Genomic DNA, 13,687 nt, shown 5'->3' with positions numbered 1-13,687 from the left:
CTTGTCACGGAATTTTTCTTTGGGCAATATTGTTGCGGAGGAACGCCATGGTTGAACAGACTCACACGGCCGCAGCCCGGATACAACAAAGGCGCGAGACGCTGGACGCAAACGTGTTTTCCCGGCTGCCGGCCCTCTACGCGGCTTCGCGGGTTCAGGGGCGGAAATTGCTGGAAGCCGGGGGCGGTCTTTCGATTGTCGAATGGCGCACGGTCTGGGATCTGTATCATACCGGCCCGATGACGATCCGCGATCTCGCCTACGTCCAGCGTTCCGACCACTCGTTGCTGAGCCGGGCGCTGCCGGACATGCGTCGCAAGGGTTACATCACTTTGGAGCGCGACGCCGATGACGGGCGGCAAATGATCGTCGCCTTGACGGATTGCGGCCGGCAGGCCTATGAGCGGGCGGCGCCGATCATGCAGCGCCGCCGCGACGCCTTGCGCGAGCGGTTCACCACGGAAGAAATCGGGGCGTTTATTGCTTTCGCAGACCGCCTTGATGAGTTCCTGCACATGTCAGCCGGGCAATTGCTCGAGGGGGAGTCGAATACGTGACGAAGCGACCGAATGTTTTGTGGATCATGGCCGACCAGCTGCGTTTCGACTATCTGAGCTGTAACGGCCATCCTCATCTACAAACGCCGCATATTGACGCGCTCGCCGCGCGCGGGGTCCGGTTCACCAACACATATGTGCAGTCGCCCGTATGCGGGCCTTCGCGGATGTCGGCCTACACCGGACGCTATGTGCGCAGCCACGGCTCCACCTGGAACGGGATGCCGCTGCGCGTCGGCGAACCGACATTGGGAGACCATCTGCGCGAGGTTGGCGCGCGGGCCGTCCTCGTCGGCAAGACGCACATGAGGGCGGACGCCGAAGGCATGGCCTGGCTCGGCATCGACCCTTCAAGCGAGATCGGCGTGCGGGTTTCGGAATGCGGGTTCGAGCCCTTCGAGAGGGATGACGGCCTGCATCCGGACAGTCCGCGGCAGCATTGGTCGAAATATGACGACTATCTGGTCGAGCACGGATTCTCCTCGAAAAATCCGTGGGGGGATTTTGCCAATTCCGGAAAGGACGCAGACGGAGACCTGTTGTCCGCATGGCTGCTGAAAAATTCGAGACTGCCGGCCAATGTTCCCGAAGAACACTCCGAAACCGCCTACATGACGAACCGGGCCATGGACTTCATGACAGAGGCGCAAGAGGACGGTCGCCCGTGGCTGTGCCACCTGTCCTACATCAAGCCGCACTGGCCCTATATCGTGCCGGCGCCTTACCACGACATGTACGGCGAGAAGCACATCGTTTCGCCCATACGCTCCGAAGCCGAACGCGAAACAGAGCACCCTCTCCTGCGCGCCTACCACCAGGCCCGGGTCTGCCGAAGCTTTTCCCGCGACTATGTTCGCGAGTGCGTGATCCCGGCCTATATGGGCCTGATCAAGCAGTTGGACGACAATCTGGGCCGGCTGTTCGCCTGGATGGACGAACAGGGCTTGTCCGAGAACACGATCATCGCGTTTACGTCCGATCACGGCGACTACATGGGCGACCACTGGATGGGCGACAAGGATTTCTACCACGAAGTGGCGGTCAAGGTTCCGCTGATCATCGCGGACCCTCGGCCGGAGGCGGACGCGTCACGCGGCAGCGTCAAGGACGAACTCGTCGAGATGATCGATCTCGCGCCGACTTTCATGAACGCGCTTGGCTGCCATGCCAAGCCGCATGTTATCGAGGGTCGCGATCTGACGCCGCTGCTGCACGGCGTTGACGGTTTCTCACGCAAATATGCGATCAGCGAACATGACTACCACTGGTCGGACATGGCCCGCATCCTGGGTGTGCCGCAGGAGGACGCCCACACGATCATGATTTTCGACGGCAGGTGGAAATATGTGCGTTGCGAAGGATTCCGGCCGATCCTCTTTGACCTGGAGACCGACCCGGACGAGGTAACTGACCTCGGCGGCTCCCAAACGCCCGAACACATCGGCGTGCGCCGGCGGATGGAAGCGGCGTTGCTCGAGTGGGCGACCCGCCATCACACCCGGATAACGGCGACGCCCGAGGTGCTCGCCGGCCAGAAAAGGGCTGCGAAATCAGGGGTGCTGATCGGCTTCTGGGATGAGCAGGAGTTCAAGGACGACACCGGGATGGCGTTTGACAGTCTGAAGCCGGTGGGCAAACAATAGCGCAAGAGCAGATATCGGCGCGATATTCACGCCAGGGGGAAGCACATGAAACTGGGACTGATTGGCGGCTATTCAGGCCGCAAGATGAGCATTCCGCTCGATTTTATCAAACACGCCGAGAGCCTCGGCTACGATTCCTACTGGACCGCGGAAGCCTATGGTTCGGACGCGGTGACGCCGGCGGCGTGGATTCTGGCAAACACCAGCAAGATGAAAGTCGGCACCGCCATCATGCAGATGCCGGCCCGCACGCCAGCCGTAGCGGCGATGACAGCGATGACGCTGGCCGAACTCTCCGGCGGGCGCTTCATCTGCGGTCTCGGCGCCTCGGGACCTCAAGTCGTGGAGGGATGGCACGGCGTGCCTTACGGCAAGCCGGTGACCCGGCTGAAGGAATATGTGCGGATCATGAAGCAGATCATTCGCCGGGAAGGCCCCGTAACCTTCGACGGAGACATGTACCAGCTGCCCTATACGGGCCCTGGCGCGACGGGGCTTGGCAAGCCGCTCAAAAGCATTTTGCATTGCGAGCAGGAGATCCCGATTTTCGCCGCGACCATCACGCCCAAAGGCGTTGAAGCTGCAGCGGAAGTGGCGGACGGCTTCTTCCCCGTGTGGATGGATCCGGAGCAGTTTGATGTGTTCGACGAGCCGATCAGGAAGGGTTTTGCGAAAGCCGGCGGCGGCAAGGACCTGACGCAGTTCGAGATCGCCCCTTTCGTTACGGTGATCATGGGCGACGACGTCGAGGCCTGCATGGCTCCCATTCGCGAAAACATGGCGCTCTATATCGGCGGCATGGGCGCGAAGAACAAGAACTTCTACAACGACTACGCCAAACGGCTCGGTTTCGAGGAAGCAGCGGAAAAGATACAGGACCTCTACCTCGCCGGCCGCAAGGACGAGGCGATGGCCGCTGTGCCGGCGGAGCTGATCGACGCCTGCCATCTTGTGGGTCCGGCGGACCGGATCAAGGACCGGCTGCAGCGATGGCAAAGCGCCGGCAAGAAGGCGCACGTTTCAAGCATGCTGCTCGGCTGCCAGCAGCCGGAAGCGCTGGCGGTAGTCGCCGAAGCCGTCTTGTAGCGTCACTGAAGGCCAGAAAAAGCCTCGACGGCTGGATGAACCCATCACCAGCCCATATCGGGCAAACGCGGCGGATCAACGCGGATGGGCATTCCCATGTCAAGGCGCTGGTCGTTGGTCAGTTCCTCCATCTGACGCGCCTGGCGATACTTGTCATCGAGTAAGTTCACCAAATTCAGCAGACCGGCTGCGAGCAGTTCGAAATTTCTCAGCGGCGAGGAAATCGGGCGGTTGACGGTGTCGTTGTGGAAGGTCATGGAATTTCTCATCTTTGCTGGAGTGTTTGTTTCGACACCTACACTCTGCATTGCCTGCGCAAGACGCCCGTAAGCAGGCGCGTAAAAATTCTCGCGCCGTCGCAATAATTCCGTAAAAAAACTAGGCTGCATTCGTAAAAACCCCTAGGCTTGTTCATACTACACCTGTTTCCGCTGGCGTTCTCATGCTGACACTGCACCTGAAAGGCCCGTTCCGAATGACCGGTCCGGGCGCTCCGACCGCCCTGTCGCGACGCGGACAGGCAATGCTTGCTTTCCTTTCCCGACAAGCTGACCTTCGCGCCGAACGTGGACGACTGGCCGACCTCCTCTGGTCGGACCGGTCCGGCGATCAGGCGCGCGCCTCCCTCCGCCAGGAGCTTTCCGTCATGCGTCGCGATCTGCCCGAGGGCGCGCTGATGGCCGACAGGCAATATGTCTGGCTGGACGGCCACAGGGTGGAGTCCGATCTTGCAGGCGACGGCGTGTTCCTCGACGGCTTTGATCTCGCCTCGGAAGGCTTCGAAGACTGGTTGCGCGAGATGCGCTCTGTGGAACAGACAAAACCGATGTCTCCGACGCCGGACTCCGCTTTGAATCGCCCTCGGCTGGCGGTTTTGGCCTTTGAAGAAATTGGCGCCGCCGACACGGACATGTTCGCCGACGGCGTGGTGGCGGAAATCACCGGCGCGCTGTCGCGCGTACACGATTTTCATGTAATCGCCCGCCAATCCGCCTTTGCGGTCCGGGGCCAGCCGCTGGACATCAAGACGATCGGCGAACGTCTCGGGGCGGACTACATCGTCGAAGGATCGGTCAGGCGATCAGGAGAACGCATCCGCATTTCCGTGGAGCTCGTGTCGGCGAGCGAAGAACGCACGCTTTGGGCCGAACGGTTCGACGACAAAATGGATGACCTGTTCGATCTCCAGGATAGGATCGCCGCGCAGGTCGCAGGTCATATCGCACCAAACCTCAGAGCGGCGGAGATCGCCAGGGCAAGGAAGAGGCCACATGCGGATCGAACGGCTTATGATTTGATGCTGACGGCGCTTCCGCATTTCTGGGCGCATCGCCGGGAAGAAAATCTGAAGGCCATCGAGTTGCTCGACAAGGCGCTGCGCCATACGCCAGACTATGCGCCTGCGCTCGCGCTCAAGGCGTGGTGCCACGCCCATCAGTGCTGCTATCTTTGGAGCAAGGACGCCGTGTCGGACCGTGAAATGGCGAACGACCTCGTCGCGCGCGCCGCCCCTCTTGTGGGTGACGACCCCGGGGCGCTTGTCGCGCTGTCTGCGGCGAGTTCGCTGGCCGGCGACGATTTCGATCAGGCTGATTTGTTTCTGGACAGGGCTCTGACGCTCGACCCGAACAATGCCTGGGGCTGGCTGCGAAAAGGCTGGAACGCGGTTTACCGCGGTTTTCCGGACGAGGCGCTGGTCTACCTTGATCGCGCGGAGTCCCTTAGCCCTCTCGATCCTTTCCATTTCAACGTGCTGTTTGGCCGGGCCGCTGCGTTGCGGGTCCAGAAGCGCTATGACGAAGCCATCGAACTGATCCAGCAAGGAATGCGCGCCGGGCCCGGTGTTGTCTGGGCGTATAGGATGCTGTACACAGCGCTTTGGATGGCCGGACGCAAGGACGAAGCACTGGAGGCCGCCCGGAAGTGGCGTGAAAGCTATCCGGACCTCACTCCGGAGTTGATGCGATCGCTACTGCCCAAATGGGTTCACGATCCGAAACACGTCGAACTGATGCTGACGATGATTGAAGTGTCGGATTACTGAGCGGAGGCTGCCCCGCCTCGGAACTGATGGCGGTTCCTTACACCCGCTCCAGCGCCAGCTTGCCGCCGCAAGCGCCGAGTTCGAGCGCTGCGTAGTTCGATGTCTGGCTTACCTCGAGATACGGCGCCCCGGTTTGCAAAGTCGGCCGACCGCTATCAGCCCAAAGTGGTCGTTTTCCGGGGTACTCTCTGAAGTTCGCTATTCGGAAAACGGACATTTCCAGCAGACTGGCCCATTCAGTTTGCGACACCGATGACACGGCGAACCAGCGGCGCTGCAGCTAGACTACATGGGTCTGGTGCTAACGCGGCGACAAAGTCAACCGGATTTCCGGCTTGGGCATCAGCGCCAGGCCTTGAATGCGTGGCTTTGGGTATACAGGGCTCGTCAATGCAATTCGAAATCGGGTTAATATTGTCGCAATCACGATCTTGATTTCGTGCAATGCGAAGCCATAGCCAAGGCATTTCTTTTCACCGCCACCAAACGGCACATACTCATGAAGTTTCGGTTTCGCATCCAAGAAACGGGCTGGATCGAACCGCATCGGATCGGGATATAGCGTGGGATCCGTGTGGATATTCAACGTTGCAACACCCGCATACTCACCCGGCGACAGCGACCGGCCGGCCCATTCGACGGGTGACAGGACCGAGCGAATTACCAGCGGCACAACCGGGTGCAATCGCATGACCTCCTTGCAGAACGAATCCAGTTCCGGTTGCTTCATGGCATGCCGTGTCAACGCTTCCCTGCTATCCGCCCTGCCGAGCGACACCGCTATACGATCTTGCCATTCGGGGTGTTGCGTAAGGTGATAAAGTGTCCAAGCCAGGGTATTGGCAGTGGTCTCAAATCCTGCCAGCAACAGTGTCGTCAGTCGATCGCGCCAATCTCGCCGAACCTTTGGATCGTGAAGATCTGTGGCAGCTCCTTCTTCCATCAACCGACCGACAACGCTATCGCTCTTGCGCGTGATGGAACGGTCGAGAACCCGATAAATTTGTTCGTCCAGAACCTCTCGAGCCGAAAGAAATCTGTCCCACGGGCTAAAGCCCCAGGCATTGAACCGAGCATTTGGAAACAGCAATAACAACGCGGTGTAGGAACCGATCAGCCGCCTGCAGGCTGCTGCAAACTCCGCGCGCTCAGAGACCTCTTCCTCACCGAAAACCGCACGCAAGATCACATCCAGCGTGACGTCCTGCATCCAGGTTTGCGCAACAGGATCGCTCTGCAATTGTTTGCAGGACGTTTCGATCGCATCTTCAATGAACCGATTGTATTGAATCAGACATTGTCCCTGGAAAGCGGGTTTTAGTAACCGACGCTCATCACGGTGTGCGTCTCCCTGCACCAGTATCAGCGAGCGTTCTCCGAGGAGCGGCTGGATTGGGCTCGGCAAGGAGGACGACATGACGTCACTGGGAAACTGAAACAGGTCCGACACGTATTCTGGTTCACTTGTAAACAGAACGCGGTTTAGTCCGGGGACCTGCACGAAAAACGTATTGCCAAATTGATCACGTTGTTTGGCGAAGAAATCCGGTGCATTCAACCCGATATGCACAGCATGCCGTACTCGGAGAAAAGCAGTCATCAGGCCAATGTCCTCTCGACAACCTGTCTCTCCCGCTTCGGTGATTCTGCTGACATGAATGGAAAAAACGGCGGCACTTCCTCCGTCGAAATTTCCAGCTCGAGCATTCCGGGCACACGTGGCTCAATTTGCAGATATTCCTGCAGTCTCCGGGAGACGGCGGCTTGAGAATCTGCACGGGCAAGCCAAATCTGGTTATCGCCAGCCAAGCCGCTGACCATCGTAACAAAGTCGACCTGGCTGTAGCGCGTTGCATGGATGCGACCGTCGAACAGCTTGCGCTGTCGGGTTGTACACATGCCATGCTGACTATCGTTGAATATCACCCAAAGAATGGGCAACCCGAGTTCGATCGCGGTATGCAGCTCCATACCCGTAGTCAACATCGCGCCGTCACCGCAAAGAACCAGAGTGCGCTGGTCATGTCGCGCCAATTGCGCACCTATACCCGCACATACGGCATAGCCCATCCCACCCATCCCGAGTGTTATCTGGCTGTGCACCCCAGCTGGAAAACGCAAGTGGTGAGCTGCTGTGGCAGCGCAATTGCCAGCATCCATCATCACGATGTCAAAGGCGTGCAGATGGGATTGCATCGCTTCAACAGCCTGGGTATTTCCCAACCCGGAAGCATCTGTTCGTTCAGTTTCCCGGACGACACTTCTTTCGAAAGGTCGAGGTTCAGGCCAATCTCGCAATCGAGAGCTATCACCATCGGTGCTCAGGAAATCCTGGGCAAGCCAACGCTTTGGACACTCTTCGATCGCGACGAGTCGCGACCAATCTGGCAGAGCCTGCAGATTGGTATGCACGATGCAGACCGGTTTTTCCCTTGCAGCAGATTCAATGGGCGCGCGAGCCATGATGTCGAGGCTGGTTCCCAAGGCCAATATACAATCACTTCGTTCAATGTAGTCGTGGCAGGTCGGATGCCCGGCGACACCGACCATGCCCAAAAACTGCGAATTCGTTTGGGGAAACGCCGATGGCGCTTCCAGAGTGGTTGCTACGGGAACCTGCTCGCGTTCTGCCCATTCGGTCAACTGTGCGGAGTTTGCAATCCCTGCTCCCGCAATAACAACCGGCCGCTTTGCTTCGAGCCAAGCACTCCGGAACATTGCACTTGGCATCAGTGGAACAGGATATGTCGAGTGGACGCTCTCCCGAATTTGGGCGCAAAACCGGTGCAGTTTTCCTGCTGGACATGGGGGGACAAACTCCTCCATCGTATCGCGAGGAATGAGCAAAACCGCCGGTCCCGGATGCCCGGAAAGCATTGCGATCAGTGTTGAACGCAAGTTCGGCCAGAAGTCTTCGACCTTTAGAACTGAAACTCTCTTTGCGACGGAGCGCCACATTTTTTCTCCATCGACCTGATTGCCTCCGCCTTCGGCTTGCTGAAATGCACCTCTGCCTTGCAGAGATTTCGGAGGGCAGCCCACCAACGCCAGCACGGGCACACCGGAAGCTCGCGCTTCGGCGACTCCCACCGCCAAATTCACGGCGCCACCGCCGGACGTGGCGCAACACACACCTATGCTTCCGGTCTGCCTCGCATAGCCGTCAGCCATGAACGCGGCTCCGGTTTCAGTTTTGCACAAGACCGAATTCAGTCGGTTCTGGCCAAGTCGATACAAGGAATCGTGGATGTGTTCGATGTTGGCGCCGCTGACGCCGAAGACGTAGCGTGCGCCGAATTCACGCAGTGTGGAAACGAGAGCATCGGCGACCGTCTCCATTGCCTAATGCACCACAGAATTCAGTGAAATAATGGCGGCAGCACTGTAATCTCCAGCATGGGAAAAGCCCGCCATCATGAGCCGCTGGCCCGGCTTGAGGCGTCCTTCTGACCAACCGCGTTCGAGGCATATCGGCAATGCCGCGCCGAAGAGATTTCCATGTTCAGGCAGGGTGTGGATGTGCGCCTCTTCCGGAAGAAACAGTGCTTCTCTCCAGTTCCGCAGGAAGATCCGATTGGGTTGATTCGTTATTAAACGGTCGATGGCTTGCGGTTCGAGACCGGTTTCCGCCAACGCGTCATACATCGCTGTCGGAACAAGCGCATTGCCTCGATCGATGACCGATCCGATATGGGCTTCATCAAAATCAATATTGAAAGCGCTTTCGCCGGGCTGCCACCAATCACGCCCGTCGGGAGCTGTCACGTTCATATCGAGGGCATATTCACCGTGGGTTCGGGTGATGATGACATCGATCGGATTTGCTTCGCTGGCGCATACATACACCGCTCCACAGCCGTCTCCCGGAACACAGGATTGGGGCAATTTCCGGTTATCGTCCTGTGAAAATACACGCCCAGCGGCTGTTTGCATGTTGCACAGGATCGCGTTGCGTATTTTGCCCGCCTGGATCAGAGTTCGGGCGAGATCGAGCATGAACAGGAATGAAACGCATCCACCATTGTGAAGATCGTACACAACCTTTGGATTCATCCCGAGTTTGCCTACGATTGCCGCGCCTGCCCCGACAAAAGGAATATCAGGCAGGGTTACATTGCTAATCAGCGCGTCCACGTCGCGATGGAGATCCAGATCCAGTTTTTTCTGCAGTCGACCAATAGCCGTGGTCGCCATACCGGATGCTGTTTCCCCTGATGACATGTGATGCCGATATTGGGTCCCGCGAAACATCGGATGACGATCGACACCGCTGGCAGCTCGGAAAAAGTCATTGTCCACGACCGTCTCGGGCATGTAACTGGCCGCGCCCATCAGGCTCACCGCAATCAACGTCAAACCTCCCATTCGTTGTGTGCGTTCCGGTATTCCAGAATGCGCTTGAGGTTTTCCAGTTCGACCGTGTGACCCGCATAGAAAAATGGCCAACCGTCCCCAACCCAAACTTTGCGACCCTCCGGGGCCAGTTCAGGAGACGGGTTTTCATCGTAAAATGGATGACGGCAGTTGATCCAGGTAATAACGCACCCGGACTTGTTGAACACCAACTCTGCAGGAACCACGCGCATGAGGTAAATCATCCAGAGGTGATCTGGCTGATCCCATGCGCAGTGATAGTCGACGGTCATGGGGCCGCTATGGGCGACTGTTTTCGCATAGCATTTGGTTGTTCCGCCAATGGCGTCGGTAAACTCAAACAGTTCTTTTTCGGGAACATAAATCATATCCCGCAAACTGTAGGTCCACTCCAGCAGGGCCTCGGTTTTTGCCAGATATCGAAATGCCAGCTCCGGTGGGCAGTTTACATGCGCCTGTATCGGACAATAGTCCCCGTAGACCTTTTTGTGAGGATAGACCGAGTGGGTCATCTCCATGCAGAGTTCCTGCATGTCTTCCTTAGGCACGTTTTCTACTCGCACCAATCCCTCGATCTTGTTTACATCGACGTCACTCATCATTCGCACCATGGATAGCTGAATTCTGATTTGGTGAACTGCCAGTTTGGGTATTTACAGTAGGTACGCGATTACTGTCGCAGCGGATCACATGGTTCTAATGAAAGTTGCAGATGTAATCTCAGAAGCAGTTCTCGAGGGCGCCGAATGCAACTCGGGGAAATATCGCGGCTTTCCAGCCAGGATATGTCGCTGCTCAAACTTCGTGGTTTGCGTGCGAGGAATGACAGAGCTCCTGCACAGCGAAAACAAGCAAGATTAATTGCCCAGTCCCGCCCAGAAAATCATTTCTTGTTTGCGCCACCAGGCGTATGTCCGGTTTCGAGATCTTTGCATCATCACCTTGACGACAGAAAAGTCCGCACGGCCGAACTCGGCGGCGAACGGATCAAACGTTGAGGTCGTCCTGAAAGCGGGCGCCGGCTTCCCGTCATTTTTGGAAATATAGGCGAGACCGCTTTGCAGGTGTGCTCCAGATCGCCCAAACGCTCAATCCGCGATTCGGCAGAGCCAGAATGCAATCCTTTTGGTGAGACCGCTAAACGCGCTCCAACGCCACGGCGATGCCCTGCCCGACGCCAATGCACATGGTCGCGAGGGCCAGCTTGCCGCCGCGGACGCCGAGTTCCATTGCCGCCGTGCCGGCGATGCGCGCGCCGGACATGCCGAGCGGATGGCCGAGCGCGATCGCGCCGCCATTGGCGTTGACGAAATCGGCGTCTTCGGCGATGCCGAGGTCGCGCAGGACCGCGATGCCCTGGCTGGCGAAGGCCTCGTTCAGTTCCACGACGTCGAAGTCGGTCGGCTTCAGGCCAAGATGTTCGCAAAGCTTCTTCGTCGCCGGCGCCGGACCGATGCCCATGATCCGCGGCGGAACGCCGGCGGTGGCGCCGCCGAGAACGCGGGCGATGGGCGTGAGACCGTATTTCTTCACGGCTTCTTCCGATGCGACGATGAGAGCCGCCGCGCCGTCGTTGACGCCGCTGGCGTTTCCGGCCGTAACCGTGCCGTCCTTGCGGAACGGCGTGCCGAGCTTCGCCAGTTGCTCCATCGAGGTTTCCCGCGGGTGCTCGTCGCTGTCGACGACGATCGGGTCGCCCTTGCGCTGCGGTATCGAGACTGGGGTGATTTCCTTCGCCAGCCGACCATTGGACTGGGCGGCGGCGGCCTTGGCCTGGGAACGAAGCGCGAAGGCGTCCTGATCCACGCGCGAGACGTTGAAATCCGCGGCGACGTTCTCGCCGGTCTCCGGCATGGAATCGACGCCGTATTGCGCCTTCATAACCGGATTGACGAAGCGCCAGCCGATGGTCGTATCGTAGATTTCGGCGTTGCGCGAGAAGGCCGTCGACGCCTTTGGCATGACGAAAGGCGCGCGCGACATGGATTCGACGCCGCCGGCGATAATGAGATTTGCCTCGCCGGCCTTGATGGCGCGCGCGGCCGTAATCAGCGCGTCCATGCCGGATCCGCAAAGCCGGTTGATCGTTGCGCCCGGCACGGATTCCGGCAGCCCTGCAAGCAGCAGGCTCATGCGCGCGACGTTGCGATTGTCCTCGCCCGCCTGATTGGCGCAGCCATAGAGGACTTCGTCGATCGCCTCGAAATCCAGCGAAGGATTGCGTTCCTTGAGAGCCTTCAGCGGCGTTGCGCCAAGGTCGTCCGCCCGCACGCTGGACAGCGCGCCGCCAAAACGGCCGATCGGTGTGCGGATATAGTCGCAGATATAAGCTTCGCTCATCATGCAGCCTTTTCTTTTTTTCCGGAATGGGCGATCCGGGTCCGTTCCCTCAGATCCCGCAACGTCTTGAGCTCGAGTTCGGTCGGCGCCGGGGTGACTTCAAGATCGTCGGCGAACTTGACTGTCCAGCCGCAGGTCGCCTGGACCTCGTCGCGGGTAACGCCAGGATGCAGGGAAACGACGGTGAATTCCTTCGTTTCAGGATCCGGCTTCCAGATGGCGAGATCGGTGATCAAAAGCGTCGGACCGGCTGTCTCGATACCGAGTTTCTTGCGGGCGTCGCCGCCGTCGCCATGGCCGAAGGACGTAAAGAAGTCAATCTTCTCGACCATGCCTCTCAGCGTCTGCTTCATCGTGATGTAGACCTGCTGCGAGGAGGTCGCGATTTCAGGCGCGCCGCCGCCGCCCGGAAGGCGGGTCTTTGGGTGATGATAGTCGCCGATCACGGTCGTGTTGATGTTGCCGAACTTGTCGAGCTGGGCCGCGCCCAGGAAGCCGATGGTGATGCGGCCGCCCTGCAGCCAGTACCGGAACATCTCCGGCACGGAAACGGTCGTGATGGCAGTGTCGCACAATTCGCCGTCGCCGATCGATAGCGGCAACACGTCCGGCGCCGTGCCGATCGTGCCGCTTTCGTAGATCAGCGTGATATCCGGCGCATGGGTGAGACGCGCCACGTTGCAGGCCGCCGACGGCGCACCGATGCCGACGAAGCAGACGTCGTCATTCGTCAGCGCGCGCGACGCCGCGATGGTCATCATCTCATCGGGTGTGAAATCGTTCTCGCTCATGCTGCAGTCCTCAGATCCTTGACCCTGTCGGCGAACGCTTCAGGATCGGCGTCAATGACGTTTTCCTTCATCCATGTCAGAAACGTGTCGCGGTCGGCGGCGATCTTGTCCCACTCTATGTACCGGGCGTTGTCGCGATCGTAATAACCGTGCGTATAGGACGGATGGGCGCCGCCGGGAACGACGCTGATGGCCGAAACCGTCCAGTGCGGCAGGATGCAGGTATTCGGATGCTCGTCGAGTTCGTCGACGATTTCCTCGACCGTGACGACCGACCGCTTCGCAGCAAGCACGGCCTCCTTCTGGATGCCGATGATGCCTTCGATCAGCACGTTGCCTTTCTTGTCCGCCCGCTGGGCGTGAATGAAAGTGACGTCCGGCCGCACAGACGGGATCGCCGCCAGTTTCTCGCCGGTGAACGGGCAGGTGATCGATTTGATGTTTGGATTAACCTCCGCAAGGCCGGCGCCGCGATAACCGCGGAAGACGGCGCAGGGCAGACCGGCTGCCCCCGCCTCGTAGGCATTCGCCATGGCGGCGTGACTGTGTTCCTCGATCTCGAGCGGCTGTGGCCAGTTGTTTTCCACTGCGTCGCGAACACGACGCAACAGGCCGACGCCCGGATTGCCGGCATAGGAAAAGATCATTTTATTGACCATGCCCATTCCGACCATCTGGTCGTAGACGATATCCGGCGTCATCCGGATAAGCGTCAGATCCTTGCGGTTCTGACGGATCGCCTCATGGGCCGCCGCATGGGGAATGAGGTGCGTGAAGCCCTCGAATGCGACGGCGTCGCCGTCCATCAGATTTTCCGCGACCGCGTCGCGGAGTGACATGAAACTCGCCATG

The 13,687-nt window shown here is 59.0% G+C and carries 12 protein-coding genes; 4 read left to right on the top strand and 8 right to left on the bottom strand.

Annotated elements, in window-relative coordinates; all coding sequences use genetic code 11:
* Positions 1-47 precede the first annotated feature (47 nt).
* Genes K1W69_RS03155 through K1W69_RS03145 form a run of 3 tightly spaced genes read left to right on the top strand, consistent with a single transcriptional unit; the run spans position 48 to position 3,286 of the window.
* Positions 48-557, top strand: coding sequence for a MarR family winged helix-turn-helix transcriptional regulator (locus K1W69_RS03155; RefSeq protein WP_220226877.1), 510 nt, complete (start codon positions 48-50; stop codon positions 555-557).
* Complete coding sequence (locus tag K1W69_RS03150) at positions 554-2,200, top strand: sulfatase-like hydrolase/transferase (RefSeq protein WP_220226876.1); 1,647 nt, start codon at positions 554-556, stop codon at positions 2,198-2,200. Before K1W69_RS03155 ends, K1W69_RS03150 begins: the two co-directional genes overlap by 4 nt.
* Positions 2,201-2,245: 45 nt before the next feature.
* Positions 2,246-3,286: an LLM class F420-dependent oxidoreductase gene (locus K1W69_RS03145; RefSeq protein WP_220226875.1), complete on the top strand. Its 1,041-nt coding sequence runs from the start codon at positions 2,246-2,248 to the stop codon at positions 3,284-3,286.
* 44 nt (positions 3,287-3,330) lie between these two features.
* Here the strand turns inward: K1W69_RS03145 and K1W69_RS03140 are convergent, their stop codons facing one another.
* Entirely contained in the window at positions 3,331-3,675 is a 345-nt protein-coding gene (locus K1W69_RS03140) for a hypothetical protein (RefSeq protein WP_220226874.1), read from the bottom strand.
* 53 nt (positions 3,676-3,728) lie between these two features.
* Between K1W69_RS03140 and K1W69_RS03135 the strand changes: the two genes are divergently transcribed.
* On the top strand, positions 3,729-5,330 hold the full coding sequence (locus tag K1W69_RS03135; protein ID WP_220226873.1) for a tetratricopeptide repeat protein: 1,602 nt from the start codon (positions 3,729-3,731) through the stop codon (positions 5,328-5,330).
* A gap of 301 nt (positions 5,331-5,631) precedes the next feature.
* Here the strand turns inward: K1W69_RS03135 and K1W69_RS03130 are convergent, their stop codons facing one another.
* From K1W69_RS03130 to K1W69_RS03100, 7 genes are all read right to left on the bottom strand, one after another.
* Complete coding sequence (locus tag K1W69_RS03130) at positions 5,632-6,930, bottom strand: cytochrome P450 (protein WP_220226872.1); 1,299 nt, start codon at positions 6,928-6,930, stop codon at positions 5,632-5,634.
* Complete coding sequence (locus K1W69_RS03125; RefSeq protein ID WP_220226871.1) at positions 6,930-8,669, bottom strand: thiamine pyrophosphate-binding protein; 1,740 nt, start codon at positions 8,667-8,669, stop codon at positions 6,930-6,932. The genes K1W69_RS03130 and K1W69_RS03125 overlap by 1 nt, the downstream gene beginning before the upstream one ends.
* A 3-nt stretch (positions 8,670-8,672) precedes the next feature.
* Complete coding sequence (locus K1W69_RS03120; RefSeq protein WP_220226870.1) at positions 8,673-9,695, bottom strand: 3-oxoacyl-ACP synthase III family protein; 1,023 nt, start codon at positions 9,693-9,695, stop codon at positions 8,673-8,675.
* Positions 9,683-10,303 (bottom strand): hypothetical protein, encoded by a 621-nt coding sequence (locus tag K1W69_RS03115; protein WP_220226869.1) that lies wholly within the window; start codon positions 10,301-10,303, stop codon positions 9,683-9,685. The genes K1W69_RS03120 and K1W69_RS03115 overlap by 13 nt, the downstream gene beginning before the upstream one ends.
* A gap of 538 nt (positions 10,304-10,841) precedes the next feature.
* Positions 10,842-12,044: a 3-oxoadipyl-CoA thiolase gene (gene pcaF, locus K1W69_RS03110; RefSeq protein ID WP_220226868.1), complete on the bottom strand. Its 1,203-nt coding sequence runs from the start codon at positions 12,042-12,044 to the stop codon at positions 10,842-10,844.
* Positions 12,044-12,835, bottom strand: coding sequence for a CoA-transferase subunit beta (locus K1W69_RS03105; protein ID WP_220226867.1), 792 nt, complete (start codon positions 12,833-12,835; stop codon positions 12,044-12,046). Before K1W69_RS03105 ends, pcaF begins: the two co-directional genes overlap by 1 nt.
* On the bottom strand, positions 12,832-13,686 hold the full coding sequence (locus tag K1W69_RS03100) for a CoA transferase subunit A (protein ID WP_220226866.1): 855 nt from the start codon (positions 13,684-13,686) through the stop codon (positions 12,832-12,834). Before K1W69_RS03100 ends, K1W69_RS03105 begins: the two co-directional genes overlap by 4 nt.
* Between the last annotated feature and the right edge of the window lies 1 nt (position 13,687).

The organism is Flavimaribacter sediminis (assembly GCF_019492055.1).
Lineage (GTDB): Bacteria > Pseudomonadota > Alphaproteobacteria > Rhizobiales > Rhizobiaceae > Flavimaribacter > Flavimaribacter sediminis.
Note: the sequence above shows the minus strand (reverse complement) of the source record. Positions and strands in the feature narration are given on the sequence as shown.

Coding starts and splice junctions, on each gene's coding strand:
- K1W69_RS03100 (WP_220226866.1), bottom strand. CDS start 13,686: ATGGCGAGTTTCATGTCACTCCGCGACGCGGTCGCGGAAAATCTGATG.
- K1W69_RS03135 (WP_220226873.1), top strand. CDS start 3,729: ATGCTGACACTGCACCTGAAAGGCCCGTTCCGAATGACCGGTCCGGGC.
- K1W69_RS03120 (WP_220226870.1), bottom strand. CDS start 9,695: ATGGGAGGTTTGACGTTGATTGCGGTGAGCCTGATGGGCGCGGCCAGT.
- K1W69_RS03105 (WP_220226867.1), bottom strand. CDS start 12,835: ATGAGCGAGAACGATTTCACACCCGATGAGATGATGACCATCGCGGCG.
- pcaF (WP_220226868.1), bottom strand. CDS start 12,044: ATGAGCGAAGCTTATATCTGCGACTATATCCGCACACCGATCGGCCGT.
- K1W69_RS03140 (WP_220226874.1), bottom strand. CDS start 3,675: ATGCAGCCTAGTTTTTTTACGGAATTATTGCGACGGCGCGAGAATTTT.
- K1W69_RS03130 (WP_220226872.1), bottom strand. CDS start 6,930: ATGACTGCTTTTCTCCGAGTACGGCATGCTGTGCATATCGGGTTGAAT.
- K1W69_RS03115 (WP_220226869.1), bottom strand. CDS start 10,303: ATGAGTGACGTCGATGTAAACAAGATCGAGGGATTGGTGCGAGTAGAA.
- K1W69_RS03155 (WP_220226877.1), top strand. CDS start 48: ATGGTTGAACAGACTCACACGGCCGCAGCCCGGATACAACAAAGGCGC.
- K1W69_RS03125 (WP_220226871.1), bottom strand. CDS start 8,669: ATGGAGACGGTCGCCGATGCTCTCGTTTCCACACTGCGTGAATTCGGC.
- K1W69_RS03145 (WP_220226875.1), top strand. CDS start 2,246: ATGAAACTGGGACTGATTGGCGGCTATTCAGGCCGCAAGATGAGCATT.